Annotated in this window: 18 protein-coding genes and 1 pseudogene; 14 read left to right on the forward strand and 5 right to left on the reverse strand. The window is 68.5% G+C overall.

What is annotated here, in order from left to right:
• The first annotated feature begins 4 nt into the window (after nucleotides 1–4).
• From K254_RS0117575 to K254_RS0117595, 5 genes are read left to right on the forward strand one after another with little or no spacing between them, the layout of a single operon-like run.
• Nucleotides 5–1,600, forward strand: coding sequence for an ABC transporter substrate-binding protein (locus tag K254_RS0117575; RefSeq protein ID WP_051389345.1), 1,596 nt, complete (start codon nucleotides 5–7; stop codon nucleotides 1,598–1,600).
• A 40-nt stretch (nucleotides 1,601–1,640) separates the two neighbouring features.
• A complete protein-coding gene (locus K254_RS23940) occupies nucleotides 1,641–2,732 on the forward strand; it encodes an ABC transporter permease (protein WP_051389346.1) in 1,092 nt (363 codons plus the stop codon).
• Entirely contained in the window at nucleotides 2,729–3,526 is a 798-nt protein-coding gene (locus K254_RS23945) for an ABC transporter permease (RefSeq protein ID WP_035750296.1), read from the forward strand. The genes K254_RS23940 and K254_RS23945 overlap by 4 nt, the downstream gene beginning before the upstream one ends.
• Nucleotides 3,523–5,208 (forward strand): dipeptide ABC transporter ATP-binding protein, encoded by a 1,686-nt coding sequence (locus tag K254_RS0117590; RefSeq protein ID WP_026556468.1) that lies wholly within the window; start codon nucleotides 3,523–3,525, stop codon nucleotides 5,206–5,208. Before K254_RS23945 ends, K254_RS0117590 begins: the two co-directional genes overlap by 4 nt.
• Nucleotides 5,208–5,597, forward strand: coding sequence for a RidA family protein (locus K254_RS0117595; RefSeq protein ID WP_051389347.1), 390 nt, complete (start codon nucleotides 5,208–5,210; stop codon nucleotides 5,595–5,597). Before K254_RS0117590 ends, K254_RS0117595 begins: the two co-directional genes overlap by 1 nt.
• 473 nt (nucleotides 5,598–6,070) lie before the next feature.
• Here K254_RS0117595 and K254_RS0117600 read toward each other — a convergent pair whose 3' ends face one another.
• From K254_RS0117600 to K254_RS0117610, 3 genes are read right to left on the reverse strand one after another with little or no spacing between them, the layout of a single operon-like run.
• Complete coding sequence (locus tag K254_RS0117600; protein ID WP_155848615.1) at nucleotides 6,071–7,354, reverse strand: hypothetical protein; 1,284 nt, start codon at nucleotides 7,352–7,354, stop codon at nucleotides 6,071–6,073.
• Entirely contained in the window at nucleotides 7,344–8,114 is a 771-nt protein-coding gene (locus K254_RS0117605; protein ID WP_035750297.1) for a TIGR03943 family putative permease subunit, read from the reverse strand. Before K254_RS0117605 ends, K254_RS0117600 begins: the two co-directional genes overlap by 11 nt.
• Nucleotides 8,104–9,072 carry a permease gene (locus tag K254_RS0117610; RefSeq protein WP_331271240.1) on the reverse strand — a complete coding sequence of 323 codons (969 nt, stop codon included), beginning with the start codon at nucleotides 9,070–9,072 and terminating at the stop codon, nucleotides 8,104–8,106. The genes K254_RS0117605 and K254_RS0117610 overlap by 11 nt, the downstream gene beginning before the upstream one ends.
• A 284-nt stretch (nucleotides 9,073–9,356) precedes the next feature.
• On the opposite strand from K254_RS0117610, the gene K254_RS0117615 reads away from it, so the two are divergent.
• Both K254_RS0117615 and ykgO read left to right on the forward strand, forming a co-directional pair.
• A complete protein-coding gene (locus K254_RS0117615) occupies nucleotides 9,357–10,484 on the forward strand; it encodes a GTP-binding protein (protein ID WP_026556473.1) in 1,128 nt (375 codons plus the stop codon).
• Nucleotides 10,481–10,603, forward strand: coding sequence for a type B 50S ribosomal protein L36 (gene ykgO, locus K254_RS0117620; RefSeq protein WP_011775528.1), 123 nt, complete (start codon nucleotides 10,481–10,483; stop codon nucleotides 10,601–10,603). The genes K254_RS0117615 and ykgO overlap by 4 nt, the downstream gene beginning before the upstream one ends.
• Nucleotides 10,604–10,712: 109 nt before the next feature.
• Here ykgO and K254_RS26250 read toward each other — a convergent pair whose 3' ends face one another.
• Together K254_RS26250 and K254_RS26405 are read right to left on the reverse strand one after the other, a co-directional pair.
• A complete protein-coding gene (locus K254_RS26250) occupies nucleotides 10,713–11,285 on the reverse strand; it encodes a GNAT family N-acetyltransferase (protein ID WP_231391955.1) in 573 nt (190 codons plus the stop codon).
• Between the two features lie 1,440 nt (nucleotides 11,286–12,725).
• A pseudogene (locus tag K254_RS26405) lies at nucleotides 12,726–13,256 on the reverse strand (FAD/NAD(P)-binding protein); the annotation flags it as partial.
• A gap of 280 nt (nucleotides 13,257–13,536) precedes the next feature.
• On the opposite strand from K254_RS26405, the gene K254_RS0117630 reads away from it, so the two are divergent.
• From K254_RS0117630 to K254_RS23955, 7 genes are read left to right on the forward strand one after another with little or no spacing between them, the layout of a single operon-like run.
• Entirely contained in the window at nucleotides 13,537–14,595 is a 1,059-nt protein-coding gene (locus K254_RS0117630) for an amino acid ABC transporter permease (RefSeq protein WP_026556474.1), read from the forward strand.
• On the forward strand, nucleotides 14,592–15,398 hold the full coding sequence (locus K254_RS0117635) for an amino acid ABC transporter ATP-binding protein (RefSeq protein ID WP_026556475.1): 807 nt from the start codon (nucleotides 14,592–14,594) through the stop codon (nucleotides 15,396–15,398). Before K254_RS0117630 ends, K254_RS0117635 begins: the two co-directional genes overlap by 4 nt.
• A gap of 10 nt (nucleotides 15,399–15,408) precedes the next feature.
• Nucleotides 15,409–16,401 carry an ABC transporter substrate-binding protein gene (locus K254_RS0117640; protein WP_026556476.1) on the forward strand — a complete coding sequence of 331 codons (993 nt, stop codon included), beginning with the start codon at nucleotides 15,409–15,411 and terminating at the stop codon, nucleotides 16,399–16,401.
• Entirely contained in the window at nucleotides 16,398–17,564 is a 1,167-nt protein-coding gene (locus K254_RS0117645; RefSeq protein WP_026556477.1) for an LLM class flavin-dependent oxidoreductase, read from the forward strand. Before K254_RS0117640 ends, K254_RS0117645 begins: the two co-directional genes overlap by 4 nt.
• Nucleotides 17,542–18,378 (forward strand): DUF1684 domain-containing protein, encoded by an 837-nt coding sequence (locus K254_RS0117650; RefSeq protein WP_026556478.1) that lies wholly within the window; start codon nucleotides 17,542–17,544, stop codon nucleotides 18,376–18,378. Before K254_RS0117645 ends, K254_RS0117650 begins: the two co-directional genes overlap by 23 nt.
• A complete protein-coding gene (locus K254_RS0117655; protein ID WP_026556479.1) occupies nucleotides 18,375–19,568 on the forward strand; it encodes an LLM class flavin-dependent oxidoreductase in 1,194 nt (397 codons plus the stop codon). Before K254_RS0117650 ends, K254_RS0117655 begins: the two co-directional genes overlap by 4 nt.
• The gene (locus K254_RS23955; RefSeq protein ID WP_081710222.1) at nucleotides 19,561–21,030 is read left to right on the forward strand and encodes an NtaA/DmoA family FMN-dependent monooxygenase; all 1,470 of its coding nucleotides are present in this window, start codon (nucleotides 19,561–19,563) and stop codon (nucleotides 21,028–21,030) included. Before K254_RS0117655 ends, K254_RS23955 begins: the two co-directional genes overlap by 8 nt.
• Nucleotides 21,031–21,184 lie beyond the last annotated feature (154 nt).

Raw genomic sequence — 21,184 nt, forward strand, 5'->3', positions numbered from 1 at the left:
CACAGTGAGCTTTTTGAAGAACCGCACTCTGCGCATCGGGGCCACCGCCCTGGCCGCGCTCCTGGCCGGCGGCGCGCTGGCCTCCTGCTCCACCGGCGAGACCGCCGCCACGGGCACTCCGGCCGAGAACGTCGTTTTCGCCCTTAAGGAGGATCCGGGCTGCATGGATCCCCAGCAGGTCACGCTGACGACGGCGCTGAACGTCAGCCGCCAGCTGACCGATTCGCTGCTGGACCAGGACCCGGCCACCGGCGAGCTGAAGCCGTGGCTGGCCACGAAGTGGGAGCCCAACGCGGACCTCACCAAGTTCACCTTCACCCTGCGCGACGGCGTGACCTTCTCCGATGGCACCGCCATGACGGCCGACGTCGCCAAGGCCAACCTGGACGCCCTGTTCGCCCTTGGCGCCAAGGCCTCCCTGGCCTCGCAGCTGCTGGCCGGCTACACCGGCACCGATGTCGCCGACGCCTCCTCCTTCACGGTGAACTTCTCCGCTCCGAACGCCCAGTTCCTGCAGGGCTCCTCCACCACCACGCTGGGCATGCTGTCCCTGGCGACGACGGCTGCCACGGCCGAGGCCCGCTGCCAGACCGTCGTCGGCTCCGGCCCGTTCGTGCTGGATTCCTACACGAAGAACGACTCCGTGGAGATCTCCAAGCGTGCCGGCTACAACTGGGGCTCCGAGCTGCGCGAACACACCGGCGAGGCCCTGACGGCCCACGTCTCCTTCCCGATCATTCTCGAGAACAGCGTGCGCACCGGCGGCCTGGCCTCCGGAGAGTTCGACGTCATCCAGGACCTGCCCTACGCGGACGAGTCCCGTTTCACCGCTGGGGAATACCACCTCTACGCGGCCGCCAACCCGGGCATCCCGAACTCCCTGGTGGCCAACACCAGCGCCGGCGTGCTTGCCGACACCAACGTGCGCCAGGCCATCATGATGGGCCTGGACCGCAACGAGATCAACACCCTGGCGGGCTCCGCCAGCGGCAAGGCTCCCACCAGCGCCCTGACCTCCACCACCAGCGGCTACGTGAGCCAGGCCGACGCGATGAAATTCAACGCCGACGGCGCCAAGGCCAAGCTGGAATCCGCCGGCTGGGCCATGGGCTCGGATGGCTTCTACGCCAAGGATGGCCAGAAGCTGACCGTCACCGTCACCGCCTTCTACGCCCAGGACGTGCTCGAGGCCGCCCAGATGCAGCTGAAGAAGATCGGCGTGGACCTGCAGCTGAAGATGGTCACCGCCGGTGACTTCTTCGGTGCCGTGGCCAAGAAGGACTACGAGTTCCTTGGTGCCGCACTGACCCGTACGGACCCCGATGTACTTCGCGTGGCCCTCTCCGCCAAGTCCAAGGCTGCCTGGGCCGTCGTCGCCGACCGCGAGCTCGAAGAGCTGCTGGCCGCCCAGGCCTCCACGGCCGACACCGCCAAGCGCCAGGAGATTGTCGCCAAGATCCAGAAGCGCACCATCGACCAGGCCTATGTGATCCCGACGCTGGAGACCGTGCAGCTGCACGCCTCCTCCGCCAAGGTCACCGGCATTGAGTTTGACTCCGCCTCGCGCGTCAACCTCTTCGACATGGCTGCCAACAAGTAACTGGCGCCTCCCCGCCACGCAACTTCTCTAAGGACAAGACATGGAATCAGCAGGAGCGTCGCTCGCCAACCGGGCGCGGTCAGCCTTGATATTTGTGGCACCCAAAGTGCTGCAGTTCGTCTTCGTGATCTGGGCAACGTACACGTTGACGTTCCTGCTGATCCATTTCCTGCCCGGCGATCCGGTGCTGGCGGCACTGTCCCTCAAGGGCGGTGACGCCACCACCACGGATCCGGCGGCCTTGGAGAAGCTGCGGGCCCAGTACGGCCTGGACGGCTCCCTCTTCGAGCAGTACTTCCGCCACCTCGGCGGCGTGCTGAGCGGGGATCTGGGCGTCTCCATCTCCACCGGCCAGCAGGTCTCCACCATGATTGCCCGCGTGATCCCGCACAGCGCCTCCATCGCCGTGTTGGCATTGGTGATGGGCATCGCCCTGGCTGTGCTCGTCACCTACCTGGCGTTCATCACCCGCTCCACCTGGGTGCGCCAGACCCTGCTGCAGATCCCGCCGCTCGGCGTGGCCATCCCGGCCTTCCTGACCGGTCTGGTGCTGATCGGCGTGTTCTCCTTCGGTCTGGGCTGGTTCCCGTCCTCCGGTACGCGCAGCCCGCTGAGCGTGTGGCTGCCCTCCATCACTCTGGCCCTGCCCGTGGGTGCCATCTTCTTCCAGGTGTTCTCCGCGGCCGTCTTTGAGGCTGCCGGCGGCGCCTACGTCTTCACCGCCGTCGCCAAGGGCCTGTCCCCGCGCGCCATCTTCACCCGGCACGTGCTGCGCAACTCGATGCTGGCCTCCATCACCATTCTGGGCCTGCAGATCGGCTACCTGGCCGGTGGCACCGCCGTCGTCGAGACCGTCTTCTCCCGCGATGGCATTGGGCGCATGACTGTCAACGCCGTGCTGGCCCGCGACGTCAACGTCATCACCGGTGTGGTGATCGTCGTAGCTGTCGTCTACTCGCTGGTGAACCTGGTGGTGGACGTCCTCTACGGCCTGATCGACCCCCGCACCCGCCCCTCGCTGGGCCGCGCCAAGGGTTCCAGCCCGAAGAGCCCGACGACGACGTCCACTCCCGCTGCAGCCGACAGCCTTGTTGCGTCCGACGACGCCTCCGCCGAAAGGACCTCAGCATGAGCGCGCTGAAGAAACCCGGGCTGCTGCTGGCATCCCTGATCCTGCTCCTGGCCCTGCTGGCCGTGGCTGCCCCCGGGCTGCTCGCCACGCAGAACCCGCTGGAGGGCGTGGCCACCCAGAAGCTGCTCGGACCGAGTGCACAGCACTGGTTTGGCACCGACCACCTGGGCCGCGACCTCTACTCCCGTGTCATCTACGGCGCACGGCTCTCCGTGGCCGCCGCCGCCCTGGCCGTGGTGATCGGCGTCCTGGTGGGCGCCGCCGTCGGCCTTCTCGCCGGCGCCATTGGCGGGGTGGTGGACTTCGTGATCATGCGTGTGGTTGACGTGCTCATCGCCGTCCCCGGCATCCTGCTGGCCCTGATCGTTGTGGCCACGCTGGGCTTCGGCCCGTGGTCCGTGGCCATCGGTGTGGGTCTGGGTGCCGCCGGCGCCTTTGCCCGCGTGATGCGCTCCCAGGTGCTGCGCGTGCGCAACGAGGAGTACGTGGAGGCCGCCGGCGCACTCGGTGTACGCCGCGGCACCGTCCTGGTGACCCACGTGCTGCCCAACGCCGCCCGCCCGGTCATCTCCATGGCCGCCCTGGAACTGGGCACGGCCATCCTGTCCGTCTCCGCACTGAGCTTCCTGGGCTTCGGCCCGCAGCCGCCGGCCCCCGAATGGGGCTCGCTGGTGGCGGCAGGCCGTGAATTCGTGGCCACCTCCATGTGGCTGAGCGTACTGCCCGGTGCCGTGATCGTTGCCGTGGTGCTGTCCGTGAACCGCATTGCCCACCAGCTAGGAGCATCCAAGTGAGCCAGACCCCCTCACCCGAACCGTCCGGCACGCTGCTGAGCGTCACCGACCTGCACATCGACTATGTCACCGGCGGGGAGACCTTCCACGCCGTGCGCGGAGTCAGCTTCTCCGTCCCCCGCGGCGGAATCGTCGCCATTGTGGGCGAATCCGGCTCCGGCAAGAGCACCATCTCCGCCTCGCTGATCCGCCGCCTGTCCACGGGTGGGCGCATCACGGGCGGCCGCATCGAGTTTGACGGCACGGACCTGGCCAGCGCCGGCGAACGCTTTCTGCGCTCCGTCCGCGGCGCCCGGATCGGCTTTGTGCCGCAGGACCCGTCCAACTCGCTGAACCCGCTGATGAAGATCGGTGAGCAGATTGCCGAGCCGCTGCGCCTGCACCAGAAGCTGAGCACGACGGCGGCTGCCGCCCGCGCCGTCGAGATCCTCGCCGAGGTGGGCATCCCGGATCCGGGCGCCCGCGCCCAGCAGTACCCGCACCAGCTCTCCGGTGGACAGCGCCAGCGCGTGCTCATCGGCATGGCCTGGGCCTGCAACCCGGAGCTGGTCATCGCCGACGAGCCCACCAGCGCCCTGGATGTCACGGTCCAGGCCCAGGTGCTGGACCGCATGGAGCGCCTCGCCAAGGAGCGCAACACCGCCGTCCTGCTGGTCACGCACGATCTGGCCGTGGCTGCCGACCGTGCCGACCGCATCGTCGTCATGCAGGCCGGGCGCATCGTGGAGCAGGGCATCGCCCGCGAGGTGCTCGCCAACCCCACGCACGAGTACACGCAGCGCCTGGTGGCAGCGGCCCCGGGTCTGAACAGCCAGCGGCTGGGTCCGCGCGTGACCACGGGCAAGGTCTCCGGAAGCAGCCTGTTCGCCGAGCGCCCGACCTCCCCGCAGCAGGGCCCCATTCTTGAGGCGAAGGATCTGGTCAAGACGTTTGCTCTGCGGACGCCTGGAGCCCCGGCCACCACGCTGACCGCCGTCGGCAATGTCTCCTTCTCCGTGCCCCGCGGCAAGACGGTGTCCATTGTGGGCGAGTCCGGTTCGGGCAAGACGACGACGGCGCGGATCGCCGCCCGGATTGCCGAGGCCGACTCCGGCACCGTGCACTTCGACGGCGAGGACATTACCACGCTCAAGGGCGAGAAGCTGCGCCAGCTCCGGCGCAGGATCCAGGTGGTCTACCAAAACCCGTTCGGCTCCCTGGACCCGCGGATGTCCATCGAGAAAATCATCACCGAGCCGCTGCGCGCCTTCAAGATCGGCAATCGCGCCGGACAGGCAGCCGCCGCGCGCGAACTGCTGGACTGCGTGCAGCTCTCCCCGGGACTGGCCAACCGCCGCCCGGGCCAGCTCTCCGGCGGACAGCGCCAGCGTGTGGCCATCGCCCGCGCCCTGGCCCTGGGCCCGGAGATGATCGTGCTGGACGAGCCGGTGTCCGCGCTGGACGTCTCGGTGCAGGAGCAGATCCTGCAGCTGTTGGTGGATCTGCAGGCGCAGTTCAACCTGAGCTACCTCTTCATCTCCCACGACCTCGGCGTGATCCGCCAGGTCTCCGACGAGATCGTGGTGATGCGCTTCGGCAAGGTGATCGAGGCCGGAACCGCCGCCGAGGTGCTGAACAACCCGCAGCAGGACTACACCCGCGAGCTGCTGGCCTCCATCCCCGGCCAGCTGGCGGTGCGCTGATGACTGCTGCCTCATTTAGCATCGTGCCCGAGCTGGGGCGCCCGTACGGGGCCTACAGCCACCTGGCCGAGGTCAACGGCATGGTCTACTCCTCGGGCATCGGCCCGATGGACCCGGCCACCGGCGTCGTGCCCGAGGGCATCACGGCCCAGACCGAGGCCGTGGTGGACAACCTCGAGGCCGGACTGGCCGCCGTCGGGCTCAGCCTGCGCGACGTCGTGAAGGTGACGGTGATCGTGGAGGACTTTGCCGCGAACTTCGCCGCCGTGAACGAGGTCTACGCCCGCCGCTTCCCGCAGCCCTACCCGGTGCGCACCGTGCTGGGCGCGGCGCTGCCGGGGCCGCTGGTGGCCATGGACATCACCGCCGCCGCCCGCCCGGCTCTCTAAGGGCGGTACCCGAGCCGGGTCTCGCTCCCCACCCGCACCCTAACCTCGGGCGCTCGGCCAGGGGACCCTGCGGGCGTGGGCCCAGCTCGACCGCCGGGGCCACCCGGTGATTGGGCGGAGCTTGCGGAGCCGAAATCCGGCGGGCTGATAGTGTTCCCGACCAGCGCCGACGCGGATTCCCGCTGAGGACGTAGTCGTGGACGCGTCATGGGCGGGAAACTGCGTCCTGAATGGATGCGCTACCGTACGCGGGAGGCCCCGGCTTCGCCCGACCAGCGAACCGCGGTGATTGAGCGGAGCTTGCGGAGCTGAAATCCGGCGGGCTGATAGCGTCCCCGGGCGCCGTCGTCGGCCGCCGGGTCTCGCTCCCCACCCGCACCCTAACCTCGCTGCGCTCAGCCGGGGGACCCTGCGGGCGTGGGCCCTGCTCGGCCCTCGGGGTTACCGGGTCTCGACAAGCCCGACCAGCGGGTTTAGCCGCACCAGCTGGGGAGGAAGCCGGGCACGGTGCCCACCAGGGCCCCGGTCTTCGCGTCGACGACGGCGGTTCTCATGGGGGTGGGTGCGGCCCGGTTCGGATACTTGTCGCCGACATAGAGCGGCGCACTGGTCTCGATGGCGAGGTAGCCTCCCGAAGGGTCGAGGCAGACGGCAAGGATCCGAGACCAGGCCCGATCCGGCCGGAACAGCAGGCGGGGGCTGTTGCCGTCCACGCGATTGACCACGGAACTTTCCCGCCCCGCGCTGGAGGTACTTGCCACCTGCGCGTACCCGCCGCCTCCATCCACCAGGAGCGGCTGGCCCACGGTGGACGTTGACGTTCCGTCGGGGTTGGTCTCAAGCCCGGCGTTGACCGTGATGTCGAGGGGTGTGGCAATGCCGGTGGCCAGATTGATTGTGGAGTACCGGGCCGGGTCTACGCCAACCTTCAGCCCCCGGTCCGAGACGACGAGGTCCCCCGTGCCGGGGACAAAGCCGAGGATGCCGCCGTGCGAACCCAGCGGGTCCACTTTTCCCGGGCTTGTGGGGTCAAGAACGAACATGGACTGGTCATCCGTCTGCGCCACCAGCGAGGTGGAGACCGGGACAAAGGTCCAGTCCGCCGCTGAGACCGGGCCATTGATCCCCTCGACCGGTTTGGGTGTGGCGGCCGGGTCTTTGACGTCGACCACGAAGAGTGTCTTCCAGTACTGTCCAGTGGCCAGGGAGCTGGAAAAGGTGAAGCCGATCAGGTCCCCGGACGCGGATGCGTGCAGTTTCTCAACTGCCCCGGAGGTAGGGAGCGGGACCAGACGCGGGGCGCCGCCGTCGAGCGGGACAATCTCCAGGGAGCTCGAGGCGTCGTCGTTGAGCGTGGCAATGGCCAGGGCCGAGGGCAGGACCGCGTACTCCTGGATCCGCGGCGCGGTGAGAACCACGGTGCCGGCTCCGCCGCCCGCAGGGTTGGCGCCCAGGATCGCGTCGGGCTCCTTTTGGCCCGACCCGTCCAGGCCCGTCCGCCGTTCCAGGGCGTAGAGGGCATAGCTCGTTCCGGGGGCAGACGCCAGCGTTGAAACGGCGGTGGGCTGCGGCAGCCGCGCCACGTTTCCTGCGGCCAGGGCGCCGGCCAACAAGGTCAAGACGGCGAAGCTGCCGTAGAGCGAACGGGTGAACCTGCGGTTGGCCCGAAGTGCCGCTGCCGCCTGTTTGGCTGACTGCTTGGCTGGCTTCTTGGGCCCGGGCCTGGCGGCCGGCTGGGCGGCGGTCCTAGTAGACATAGGGCTGCGCCGGTTGTTCGGTGGGCGTGATGGCATCGGGGATGAGGACTATCGGCACGCGGCTGGCGGCATCGGGGTTGGCCTGGAAGGTGCTGGTGGCGGTCACCCAGCTGTCCGTTGCGAACTCGTCCTGCCAGCCCGGATGGTAGACGGGCACGCCGATCGGCTGGGCGTCGACGGCGCAGCAGGTCACGACAAAGCGCGCCACGAAGAACACATTGGCCGGATCATTCTTGTCCGACGTGACAAACCCGGTGACGGTGGCCGTCTTGCCGGCAAAGAAGTCCAGGTCTGCGCCCGAGCGGAGCAGCGAGGCCCAGTCCCTCACGGTGAAGGCGGAGTAGTCCCCACCCGAGAGCTTGCCGATCTCGAGCTGGGTGAGTGTGGCGGCGGAGCCGTTGAGGTCGCGCTGGCTGACGGTTGCGGTAGTGAGGGTCGACGGCGGCAGTACCAGCAGGCCTACGACCGCTGCGGTGATGGTCACGATGCTTCCGGCGGGCCATAGCCAGCGCCACCGGCCGGCGCCAGCACCGGTGTCCGCGTGGTCATGCTCATGGTCATCCACTTTGGCGGAGCCCAGGGCGAAGGCGGCCAGGACCAGCACCGCGGCAATCACCGTCATGACCACACTGAAGACGAAGTACCGGGGGTGGATGTACAGCGCCAGCTGCCCCGTCAGACCCAGCCACAGCGTGGCCACGATGCCGATGAGGCTCAGGACCACCCCCTGCCAGCGGCGCACGAGGACCCTAGCTGACATAGTTGACCGCCAATCCGAGCACGGCGGCGGACAACGCCACCAACAGACTCACCTGGAGCAGGGCCTTGGCGGTGAACGTGGTCCGCAGCAGGGCGAGCATTTTCACATCGATCATCGGTCCAAACACCAGGAACGCCACGATGGCCCCTGGCATGAACGTGGCACCGAAGGAGAGGATGAAGAAGGCATCCACGTTTGAACAGATCGCCACAACAAAAGCCAGCAGCATCAGGGCCAGCACGGACCAGACAGGGTCGCTGCCCAGGGCGAGAAGTACTTCCCTGGATACGGCCACCTGGATGAGCCCGGCCAGTGCGGCGCCAATGAACAGCGCCGGCATCATCGCCGAGGTCTCTTGGACGAACATCCGCACGCTGCGTGCGGCCCGGCCCCGCCGCCCATCATGGTGGTCGGCCACGGCGCAGGCTGCCTGGAACCGGGGCGTCAGCAGCTCGTCGGGGCGCGGATGCCGGCTGTAGATCCAGCCCACCAGATTTGCGATGGCAAAACCACCCACGATGCGCGCGGCAAGAATGTTGTTGTCCCAGCCAAAGGCCTGCTGGGTGGTGATGATGGTGATGGGGTTCAGAATCGGGGCTGCGAACAAGAACGTCATTGATTCCGCCACGGTGAGGCCCTTGACCATGAGGCCGCGGGCCAGCGGAACGTTGCCGCATTCGCACACCGGCAGCAGCATGCCCAGCATCGAGAGGACCATTCGGCGCAGCATGGCGTTCCGCGGCAGCCGGCGCAGCAGCAACCCCTCCGGCAGCCAGATCTGCACGGCGATCGAGAGCACGATGCCCAGGAAAACAAAGGGCAGCGACTCTATGACAACGCTGATCGACAATGTGGCGAAGTCGCGTGCAGCATTGGGAAGCCCGGCCCCGGCCGAGCCCTGGGGTGAAAGCCATCGAACCACGAACAGCACGGCCACGACGGCGAGACCAATGAGCAATCCTGTGGCCGGCCTTCTCCACTGGCCGCGGTCCTGTCCGGTTCTCTGGCCGCCGGGCATTGAGTGTCCGAGTTTGTCTATCGCTGGCAACGGCACGGGCACTCCTTCCGAGACTGGACCGGAAATCCCGGCCCGAAGGGCTGACACGGGAGACTGTACAGCCGGCGGCGGCTGGGTGGCCAGAGCCCTGGTCTGGTTTTACGGACATTGCCTCCGCCCGGGCCAGGGCCTGCCCCGGCCACCCCATGCTTACATGAGAATGATTCTCATGTAAGATAACGACTATGCACGTTACCGTTGTCAGCTCCCTGGAAGTTTTCAGCCGCCAGCAGTCCTGCGCCGAACTGGCAGCCCAGTCGCCCGGCGCCGTCGTGGTTTTCCATGATCTTCTGGAAAACTCTCTCGTCGTCCGGCGCATTTTCCATAACGGCCGGCTCGTCGAACGCAATGAAACACGGCTTGAGCACGGATGCCTCAGCTGCACTGTGCGCCTCGACGTGGTTCCCACCGTGGAACGGCTCATCGAATCGGGACACCGGATCATCGTGGGCCTGCCTCCGGCCGTGGCGTCATCGGCGGCCGTGCAGGCCCTGCGCCGCGGCCTTGGGTCCGCCATCACCATCGATGCCGCCGTCCTGGCCTGCGCCCCGGACGCCGTCGAGGACCACATCTGGGACCACCACTCCCTGTTCGAATCGGGATTCACTCCCATCCCCGAGGATGAGCGCACGCCAGGCGAATTCCTCATCGGGGAGCTGTCCTTTTGCGACAGCATCCTGCTGGCCGACCCTGCCCTTGTGCCTGTCGACGCTGCCGCACGGGCCCGTGGCGTTCAGCTTCTGCGTGAGCTCGCGCCGCATGCCGTGGTTGCAGAAGCCGAGGGGAACATCACCCTTGGGCGGCACCATCCCGGCGAGGCAACCGCCAGGACATTGCTGGGCTCCGTGCGGATCCCGGCAGCGTCGTCGTCGCCGTTCAGCACGGTGCTCCAGCGGATCGAGCGCCCCCTGCATCCGGGCCGCTTCCACGAAGCGCTGGCCAGCATCGCCGCGGGCTGCTGCTGGCTGCGGGGCCGGCTTTGGGTGGCATCGGCGCCCAACTGCAGGGTCGCCCTGCAGGGCATCGGGCCCCGCCTTTGGCTGGAGAACACCGGACCCTGGCAGGCAGACAGAACGACACTGCCCACCGTTGATCCAGTGGCCGGTCCGGACGCGGCACTGGACTGGCACCCCCAGTATGGCGACCGTGGAACGGTTCTGGCCATCACCGGAGACGACGTCGACGCCGCCGAGATAGCCGGGCTGTTGCGGGCCTGCCAGCTGACTGACTCCGAGATGGCCTCGGGAGAGACCATGCCGAACCCCTTCCACCTCAACCAACCCACCGAAACCCCATCAAGGAGCACACCATGAAAGTCCGAAACTCACTGCGGGCCCTGAAGAAGATTCCGGGCGCCCAGATCGTCCGCCGCCGCGGACGCACCTTCGTCATCAACAAGAACAACCCCAGGATGAAGGCCCGCCAAGGCTGACCCCGGTCCCAGCCGCTCCCTCGGCCGGCGACGCAGTTTCCCTTTCCGGACGCAGTCTTGGACGCGTCATGGACGGGAAACTGCGTCCTGGCTGGATGCGCCGCCGGGGTCAGCGGGTCTCGACGAGCTCGACCAGCGAGTCCGTTGGTTGAGCGGAGCTTGCGGAGCCGAAACCCGGTGCGACGACAGTGTCCTCGACCACCGGGGCGAGGGTCTTGGTAAACGCGAGGAATTTCAACGTCTCGGGGTCCGCTCCGACGTCGAACTGGGGCTCGTAGCCCGTGGACAGGTACAGGTGCTTGGCCTCGGGCTGGCGCGGTCCGGTGGTCAGGAACACGCTGCTGTAGCCGCGGGCCGACGCCGTGGCCTCCAGTTCCGCCAGAACCCGGCGGGCCAGGCCGCGGCGCCGGTGCGCCGAATGCGTCCAGATCCTTTTGAACTCGGCCGTTCCGCTGCCGTAGCGGCGGAACGCCCCGCCCGCCACGGACTGGCCGTTCTCCTGCAGAATCAGCAGCGCTCCATGCGGGGCGGTGAACTCGTGGGCGGGGTAGCGTTTCAACTCCTCCTCCGCCGAGCCCGGGCCAAAGAAATCGCCGTACCGGGTGTCGTACTCGACGGCCAGTTCGTCCAGCAGCGGCTGCACCCGGGGATCATCCAGTGGAAGTTCCAGCACCGACAGCACGGGCCGTGCCGTGGCTTCGAGCCGCCCGGATGATGCGGCAGCCGCGGTTGTGGCTGATGCGGTGGCCGCCGCCGCACGCAGCAGCTGCCGGGACAGCGCATCATTCTCGCGGAACGGCGCCGCATTGGTGCCCGGCCGGGCGAAGGCCCCCGAACCCCAGCCCGAGGTGCCCGGGCCGATGGCAAACACCGTGGCGTGAGCCGTTCCGCCAGACCCTACAAGCTGGTGGGAATCCGAAACCAGCAGGCGGCCGGTCGACACCGGGCCGTCAGCTGAGGCATGCTGCTGCTCGCTGCCCAGGCCGCGCCGGTGCAGGGCGCGCAGCAGTGGATTGGCCGAGCGGGCTACGGTGGGCTCGGGCAGCCTGGCCTCGATGAAGGCCCTGGCCCGCACCCCTGGCCCGGCGGCTGCCGAAGATGCCACAAACTCGCCGGTGTCCTCATCGGTCTCCACCCGCAGGCCGGGGCCGAGGAAGTCCAGCAGCCCGGCACGGTGGATGGCCAGCAGTTGGCGGAGCCGGTGCGGGGGAGGGCCGGAATCGACAAAGCTGAAGAAGCCGTGCCACCAGCCGTGGAGGGCGGCACGGGAGGCGGTGTTGAGCCGTTCGGCCGGAACCAGGGACCCCAGATCCATGTAGGCCCACAGCAGCGCCAGGAACAGGGCCAGCGTCTGGGGATCCTCGCCGCCGGTCCGCAGGGCGAGGTCCCGTTCAATGTGCCCGGCCACGGCGGCCTGCACCTCCGCGTGGTCCCGGAACAATAGGCCAGCCAGCGGCTGGTCCAGCTCCTCAAAGTCCAGCCACAGGGCTGGATCGGGGACGGCCGCGGCCACCAGATCCCGGCGGGCCTGGCTGTACCAGTCCACCGCCGCGAGCTGGTCGGAGAATTCCGCCCAGGGCAGGGTCGTCCGCCCGGGGCTTCCGGTGGACAGCTCCCGGTAGTAGGCGTAGCCGACGTCCTTGGCGATCAGGGGCCACAGCTGCGTGCGGAAATCAAGCTCGCCGGTGCCCTCCAGCAGTTCTGCGACCGCCGCTTCGGTAAGGAACAGGGGCGTGCCGGTGGCCCCGCGCAGCGTGGCGGTGACCTTGGAATGGTAGGGGACGCCGCGCCGCGAGCCGGCCCACAGATGCGGTTCGGCCCCCGAGGGAAGGTACCGCAGGCTGCCGTCGCCGTTCTCGGCAAAGCGGCCGCCACGGCCCTCCATCAACAGCACCACCAGATCCACAAAGGCCAGCCCCATGCCGGAGATGATCACGTCAGTCCCGGGGGCCAGCGGGGTGTAGTCGACGTCGGTGGTGTAGCTGGGCGCGGCGTGGAAGCCGCCGTGCCGGGCGGCGAAGGTGGACAAGGAGGCCGAGGCATCACCGGGCAGGGCATCGGTGTGGCCCAGGGCAAGGACGACGGCGTCGGCGGCCAGCGTTGCGCCGCCGGCCAGCAGGACAAGATGCCGGCTGCCGGACGGGCCGGAGGTGCTGGAAGCGCCCAGCGGGGCGATGTCGACGGCGGTGTCCCGGTGGACCGTGACGGTGGCGGCCGGGCCGAGCCCGGCAACGGCCCGGCGGAAGAACCACTCCAGGTACTGGCTGTGCAGCTGGCGGGTGGGAAAAGACTCCGGGGTAAGGGCGCGCGCCTGCTCCAGCAGCACCGGCGGCAACGCCGGAATGTCCACAATGCTGCCGTCCGCCACACCCGCGGCCCACGCCGCCAGGGTGGGCCCTTCGGCGGTGGGCCCGCTGCACTGCACCGAGGAGTCGCTGAACATGGTGACGTCGCCCGCCGTCGAATTGAGCATCAGTCCGCCGTCCTGGTCGAAGCGCCAGATCCGCCCGGACCCGGGCTCGTGGGGCTCCACCACATGGATGTGCAGCGGTCCATCGAAGAGCTCCGGGCGGTTGGTGCCGAGGCGTTCGAGCAGTCCGGCCGTGCGGGGGCCGCCGCCGATGAACACGATGGACGGTGCGTGCGCTGGCATGGCGTCTCCTTGCCTGGTGTGCTGCCGGGGTGCCCCTGTGGCGGGGTGCCTCGGTGTCGGAAAGGTCCCATGCTAGGGCGCCTCCACGGGCCGCTGCGACGTCCAGGTCATGACCGTTCACCACGCGTCACGGCGGGTAAATCAATGCAAAGAATCGACATGTGACGCCGGGAGAACGGCCGTGACGCAGTGCAACAAACCACCTTGTTCCAGTGCTGCGGCGGCGCCTAGATTGGCAGCCATCCAACCCCAACACCGCATGGAAGAAGCGAGGTGGCACATGAGTTCAGCAGCAACCCAGGTGGATCAACCGGCATCACCACCGGAGGCCACCGCGTCCGGCGGCCACGAGTCCCCGGCGGCACCGCCGGCCACAGCGCCGCCCGCCCTCCCGCCGTCGTCGGACGGCACAGGGCAGGCGGCCACGGTGGCCGACTACTCCGGCTACAAGCTGGTGGCGGCCAAGCATCCCTGGCGCTGGGTGGGCACGGCAGTCGTGGCCCTCGGCGTCGCCGCCGTGGCGTGGTCGCTGGCCACGAACCCCCGGTGGGAATGGGGCGTGGTGGCGCAGTGGTTCACCGCGGAATCCGTGATCCGGGGCCTGGGCGAAACGCTGAAGCTGACGGTGATCGCCGGCTCACTGGGCTTTGTGCTCGGCTTTGTGCTGGCCCTCATGCGCCTGTCTGCCTCCCCGCTGCTGGTCTCCGTGTCGTGGACGTTCTCGTGGATCTTCCGCTCCACCCCGCTGCTGGTGCAGATGCTGCTTTGGTACAACCTGGGCTACCTGTACGAGAAGATCAGCCTCGGCATCCCCTTCACGGACGTCCGCTTCTTTGAAGTGCAGACCACCACCCTGATCAGCCAGTTTGCCGCTGCCGTGCTGGGCCTGACGTTGAACCAGGCCGCGTACTCGGCGGAGATCATCCGTGGCGGCATCCTCTCCGTGGACCAGGGCCAGCTCGAGGCCGCCGCAGCACTGGGCATCCCGGCCTGGCGGCGGTCCACGCGGATTGTCCTGCCGCAGGCCATGAGGTCCATCCTGCCCACGGCCTTCAACGAGATCATCGGGCTGGTCAAGGGGACGTCCATCGTCTACGTGCTGGCCTATTCGGAGCTTTTCTACACCATCCAGGTCATCTACAACCGCACCCAGCAGGTCCTGCCGCTGCTGCTGGTGGCCACTCTCTGGTACGTGGTGATCACCTCCGTGCTGAGCGTTTTCCAGTACTACATCGAGCGGCACTACGCCAAGGGCGCCGTGCGCACCCTGCCGCTGACGCCGCTGCAGAAGGCGCGCAAATACTTCGCCCTCCACGCCACCCCCAGGAGCACCCGATGAGCACCGCCACCAGCGCAGCAGCCACCCGCGGGCTGGTCGAGATCACCGGCGTACGCAAGAGCTACGGCGCCGTCGAAGTGCTCAAGGGCGTCTCCCTGACGGTGCCCCCGGGTGGCGTCGCCGTGATCGTGGGGCCCTCCGGCTCCGGAAAGTCCACGCTGCTGCGCACCATCAACCATCTGGAAAAGGTCGACGGCGGCTACATCACCATCGACGGTGCCCTGGTGGGGTACCGGGTGCGCGGGCGCACGCTCCATGAACTGCCAGCCAAGGAGATTCTGCGCCAGCGCACCGAAATCGGCATGGTGTTCCAGAACTTCAACCTGTTTCCGCACCTGACGGCGCTGGAAAACGTCATCGAGGCGCCCGTGGTGGCCCAGGGGAAGTCCAAGGCCGAGGCGCGTCGTCGTGGGCTGGAGCTCTTGGACCGCGTGGGCCTCAAGGACCGGGCCGGTGCCTATCCGCGCCAGCTCTCCGGCGGCCAGCAGCAGCGTGTGGCCATTGCCCGCGCGCTGGCCCTGGACCCGAAGATCCTGCTCTTTGACGAGCCCACCTCCGCGCTGGACCCGGAGCTGGTCAACGAGGTGCTCGATGTCATCCGGGAGCTGGCCACCTCCGGCACCACCCTGATCATCGTCACCCACGAAATGGGATTCGCCCGCGACGTCGCGGACACCGTGGTGTTCATGGACGACGGCCGGATCGTGGAGGCGGGCACCCCCGCAGAGATCTTCAGCAACCCCCGGGAAGAACGCACCCGCAGCTTCTTCTCCAAAATCATCGAACCCGCTTTCAACATCTAAGGAACCAGCCATGAACCAGCCCTTCCCGCGCCTGCGCGCCACGGCCGCCCTGGCCGCCGTCGTCCTCGCCGGTGCCGCCGCGCTGACCGGCTGCTCCGACCCCGGCGCCCAGGCGTCCACCCAGCAGGAGACGACGGCGGCGCGCAACGGCGTCGTCTACAACAGCTCCCCGGAGCAGGACCGCATCCACGCCCAGAAGGACGCCGCCCTCGCCGCTGCCGTGCCGGCCAGCATCGCCAAGGACGGCAAGCTCACCGTGGGCACCACGGCAGGCTCCGTGCCGCTGTCCTACTACGCGACGGACAACAAGACGCCGATCGGCTCCGAGGTGGACATTGCCCAATTGGTGGCCGACAAACTGGGGCTGGCCCTGGATGTGCAGGTCACGTCCTGGGAGAACTGGCCGCTGAAGACGCAGTCCGGCGATTTCGAGGCCGTGTTCTCCAATGTCGGCATCAACAAGGACCGCGTGAAGCTCTTCGACTTTGCCAGCTACCGGGCCGCCTTCATGGGCTTCGAGGCCAAGAAGGATTCCACCTTTGACATCAAGGGCTCGGCTGACATCTCGGGGCTGAAGATTTCCGTGGGATCGGGCACCAACCAGGAGAAGATCCTGCTGGCCTGGAACAAGGAACTTGAAGACAAGGGCAAGGCGCCCGCCGTCCTGCAGTACTACTCCGCCGAGGCCGACACCATCCTTGCGCTGGCGTCCGGCCGGACCGATCTGAACCTGGCCCCGTACCCGTCCGCCGTCTACCTGGCCAACACCCGGGACGATCTGAAGGTGGTGGGCAAGGTCAACGCCGGCTGGCCCAACGAAACGCTGGTGGCAGCCACCACACTCAAGGGCAACGGTCTGGCACCGGTCATCACCGATGCGCTCAACTCCGCCATCAAGGACGGCTCCTATGCCAAAGTGCTTGCGCGCTGGGGCCTGGCCGACGAGGCGGTCCCCACCGCAACCACCGTCACCCTGGACAACTATGCCGGGGCCGCAAAATGAAGTTCCAAGTCCTGGACATCATTCCGCATCTGAAGAACCCCATCACCGGGAAAATCATCTCCACGGCGGATCGCCTCAACCAGGTGGTGGAGACGGCCCGGCGGGCCGAAGAGCTTGGCTACGACAGCTTTTCCGTCGGTGAACGCCATGCCGGCGAATTCATCTCCTCCTCACCCACCACGGTGCTGGCCGCCATCGCCGCCGTGACCAGCACCATCCGCCTGCAGAGCGGCGTCACGGTCCTCTCCGTGCTGGATCCGGTGCGGGTGGCCGAGGACTACGCCACCATTGACCAGCTCAGCCGGGGCCGGTTGGAACTGGTGGTCGGCAAGGGCAATGAGGTGCTCCAGTACCCGTTGTTCGGCCTGTCGCTGGAGAACCAGTGGGAGCTGCTGGCCGAGAAGTACGCCCTCCTGCGCCGGCTGTGGCGGGAGGAGAACATCACCTGGTCCGGCCGTTTCCGCTCCGCACTGGCCGAGCCGACCACCACCACGCCGCGCCCCTTCGCCGGTGCGCCGCGCGTCTGGCACGGCTCTGCCACCTCGCTGGCCTCTGCGGCGCTCGCGGCGCAATGGGGGGACCCGCTCTTTACGGCCAATGCCATCCAGCCGCGGGAGAACTACAAGGTCCTCATCGACCACTACCGCAGCGAGTACGCCCGCCACGGCCACGACCCCCGCCACCAGTACCTCGGTTCCGGCAGCGGTGCCGGCGGCGTGTTCCTCGCCGACAGCACGGCCGAGGCCAAGCGCCAGTACGGGCCTGTCTACGAGGCGCTGACCTATGGCCGGAACGTCCCCGGCAACAATTCGCCCTTCCGGGACATCGACCACGCCGTGGCCGAGGGACCCGCGCTCGTGGGCAGCCCGGAGGATGTGGTGGAGAAAATCCTGGCCTACCACAAGCTCTACGGCCACGACCTCCAGTCCATCTCGCTGCCCACCACGCTTCCCTTCGAGCAGCAGCTGGAGATCCTCGAGCGCTTCGCCGCCGAAGTGGTCCCGGCCGTCCGCGCAGCCGCCCCCACCACGCTCTGGGAGGCCAGGGACCCCTATGCCGGCCGTCCAGACTTCGCCGGCGCGGTGGTGCCCGACGCCGCCGCCCGCACCAGCATCGACCACGCCAACCACAGGAGAAACCATGTCCTCGCCAACACTCACTGACGAAGGGTTTGCCGCAGACTGGGCGCAATGGCACGCCGGCCACGAAGCGCACCTCAGCGCACCGCACGGCTTCCTGGCCGTAACCCACCTGCACTGGCTGGCGGCCGGGGCCGCCGCGCTGGAGGGTGCCCCCGGGCACTGGCGTGTGGACGGCGACGTCGTCCGGCTGGTCCTGGCCCCGGGCGAAAGCCTGGTCCTTGACGGACGGGAGCTGAACCCCGGCGGCGACGGCGCCACGCTCACCTTCGGCCCCATCGCCGAGCGCGGGGGCATCAACCTGGACTTCGGGGCTGCCGTGCTGGAACTGGCCAAGCGCGGGGGAGCCTACCTGCTGCGGCCGCGCCATCCGGAGAATGCGCTGCTGCGCGGCTACCGCGGCACCCCCGCCTACGCGCCGAACCCGGACTATGCGGTGTCCGGCACCTTTGTGCCGTTCCCGACGCCGCGCGCCACCACGGTGGGCGCCGCTGTCGAGGGGATTTCGCATGTCTACGAGGCACCGGGCGAGGTCCGCTTCCGGCTGGCTGGCCAGGATCTGGCCCTGACGGCCTTCAACGGCCACGTGCCCGGCACGCTCACCGTGCTGTTTACGGATGCGACCTCCGGCAAGACCACCTACGCCGCCAACCGCTCCCTGACCCTTGCCGCCCCCGCGGACGACGGCACGGTGGAGGTGGACTTCAACCGTGCGGTGAACCTGCCCTGCGCCTACACGGACCTGGCCACCTGCCCGCTGCCTCCGGCTCAGAACCGGCTGCCGGTGGCCATCGAGGCCGGCGAGCAGATCCCCTTTGAACGACGGGCCACCTCATGAGCGCCGCCACGAACACGACTGCCCGCCAGGGGTTCCTGGCGCTGGAGCTCGACGGCGACGGCGCGCATCCGGCCGCCTGGCGCGCTGCCGCCCACGCGCCGGCCGCTCTGCTCAGCGGAGACCGGATCCGTGCCACGGTTCTGGCTGCGGAGTCGGCAGGGTTCCACGCGGCGACCTTCGCCGATGGCCCTGTTGATGCCCAGCTTTCCCGGCCGGGGGTCGGTGCTGCCGGCCGTCTGGACGCCGTGCAGCGGGCGGCTTTTGCCTCCCCACTGACCCGCTCCATCGTCCTGGTGCCCCAGGTGGACACCGTCTTCACGGAGCCCTTCCACGTGGCCACCCAGTTGGCCAGCCTGGACTACGTGTCCGGCGGCCGGGCCGGCTGGCTGGTGTCCGCCTCCGGCACCGCCGCCGAGGGGGCCGCGGTCGGGCGCACCGCCGTCGCCGGCGACGGTCTGGCCGGCGAGGCCGCGGCATCGATCGAGGTGGGCCGCCGGCTGTGGGACAGCTGGGAGGACGGCGCGGTGGTCCGCGACGTCGCCAGCGGCAGGTATCTGGACGTTGACCAGCTGCACTATGCGGACTTTGACACCGAGAAGTTCTTCCCAGCCGAGGGTTTCCCCGGCGCGGGCTACTCGGTCAAGGGCCCGGCGATCATTCCGCGCCCGTTGCAGGGCCAGCTGCCCGTGCTGGTCCCCGCGGAGCTGTTTGCCCAGCTCCCGGACCCCTCGGCGGCCGACGCCGTGCTGGTCTCCGCGCCGTCGACGGAACTGCTGGCCACTGAAGTGGCGGAACTGCGCGGACGCCTTGATGGTGCCGGGCCCGCCCCGGCGATCATCGCCGAGCTGGACGTCGTGCTGGACGCCCGCGGACAAAGCGCCGCGGACCGCGTGGCGGCGCTGGATGCGCACACGCCCTGGCACAACCCGCGGGCCCGGTATGTGGGCTCCGCCGAGGGCTTGGTGGAGCTGCTGGCCGAGGTGCTCGCCGCGGCCGACGGCGTGCGCCTCCACCCCGCCGTCGTGGATGTGGACGTTGAGGAACTGTCCCGGCTGGTGCTGCCGGCCCTGCGGAGGCGCGGCACCCTGGCGCCCACCCTGGTGGATGGCACCTTCCGCGATCTGCTGGGGCTGGGCCGCCCCGCCAACCGCTACACAGCCGAACGAGAAGAAGGAGAGCGCAATGAGTGAAAACACCGAGATCGGGTCCGGCTTCCGGCCCAGCGGGCAGCTGCAATTCGGCGTCTTCTTCCAGGGCGTGAACTCTGGCACCATCTGGAAGGCGCCCGAGGCCGGCTCGCAGACGGACTTTGAATCGTTCCGCCGGCTGGCCCAAACGGCCGAGCGCGGCCTCTTCGCCGCGTTCTTCCTCGGGGAGGGGCTGCGGCTGCGCGAACACCTGGGCCGCCCCCACGCCCTGGACGTGGCCGGGCGCCCCGACGCGCAGACCATGCTGGCAGCCTTGGCCGCCGTCACCACCAAGATCGGCCTGGTGGCCACGCAGAACACCACCTACAACGATCCCGCTGATCTGGCCCACCGGCTGTCCTCGCTTGACCTGCTCTCCGGCGGCCGTGCGGCGTGGAATGTGGTCACCACCGACAACGCCTGGACGGGTGCCAACTTCCGCCGAGGCGGCTATCTGGACCACGCGGACCGCTACCGCCATGCGGAGGCCTTCGTCGAGACGGCCAAGCGGATCTGGGACGCCTGGGACGACGGCGCCATTGCGGGTTCCACAGCCGCGCCCGGTTGGGCGGCGCCGGATTCCATCCGGAGGGTGCGCCACGAGGGCCAGCACTACAGCGTGGACTATGTTCCGCGGCTGCCGCGCAGCGCCCAGCACCGCCCGGTGCTGTTCCAAGCCGGCGACTCCTCGGAGGGGCGCGACTTTGCGGCCCGCCAGGCCGATGTCATCTTCTCCGCCCATGCCAAGTTCGACGCCGCACTGGACTTCCGCCGGGACATCGTGGCCCGCACGCTGAAGGCGGGCCGCGGCGCCAACGACGTGCAGATCATGCCGGCCAGCGAGTTCATTCTGGCGGCCACCGCGGCAGAAGCCCTGGAGAAGAAAGAGTGGGTGCGGAGCCTGCAGATTGGCCCGCGCCAGGCCATCGCGTATCTCGAGCAGTTCTGGGGCCGGGAGCTGTCCAGTTACGACCCCGATGGTCCGCTGCCGGAGATCGACCCGGTGGTGGAGGAGACCTCCGAAACCCGGGGGAGCGGCTTCCACGGCGCCAAGGCGCGCCAGCTCGCGGACCAGTGGCGCGCCGAGGCGAAGGACAAGGGGCTGTCCATCCGTCAATTTGTCTCCGCCAAGACCAGCCGGGTGGACGCCACGTTCACCGGATCCTACGCGGAGATTGCTGACAGGCTGGGGGACTATGCCCGCGCCGGCGCCGTCGACGGCTTCAACATCTCGCCCTGGCTGGTTCCGAGCGGGCTGGATGACATTGTGAACCACCTGGTGCCCGAGCTGCAGGAGCGCGGGATCTACCCGACCGAATATGGCGGGAGCACGCTGCGCGAGCACCTGTCGCTGCCCGTGCCAGTCCGCTCCGCCGACGCGTCGCCGGTGTCTGCGGCCTCTGATGTCGACACCGCCGGGGACGACATCAGGCTGGAACTGGCGGTGCGCTCCCAGCAGCTCTAGACGGCTCCCACCGCAACAGTTTCAAGCAACAGCGGCCTCGCTATTTGGATTTGGTTGGTCAAATCTAAATAACGAGGCCGCTGTTCGGGGTTCCGGACGGTTCATGAAAACCTGCTGGGCTCCGTTGACGGATGCAGCGTACGGCACGCCACTT

Origin of the sequence: Arthrobacter sp. 35W, assembly GCF_000482545.1 — a bacterium.
GTDB lineage: Bacteria > Actinomycetota > Actinomycetes > Actinomycetales > Micrococcaceae > Specibacter.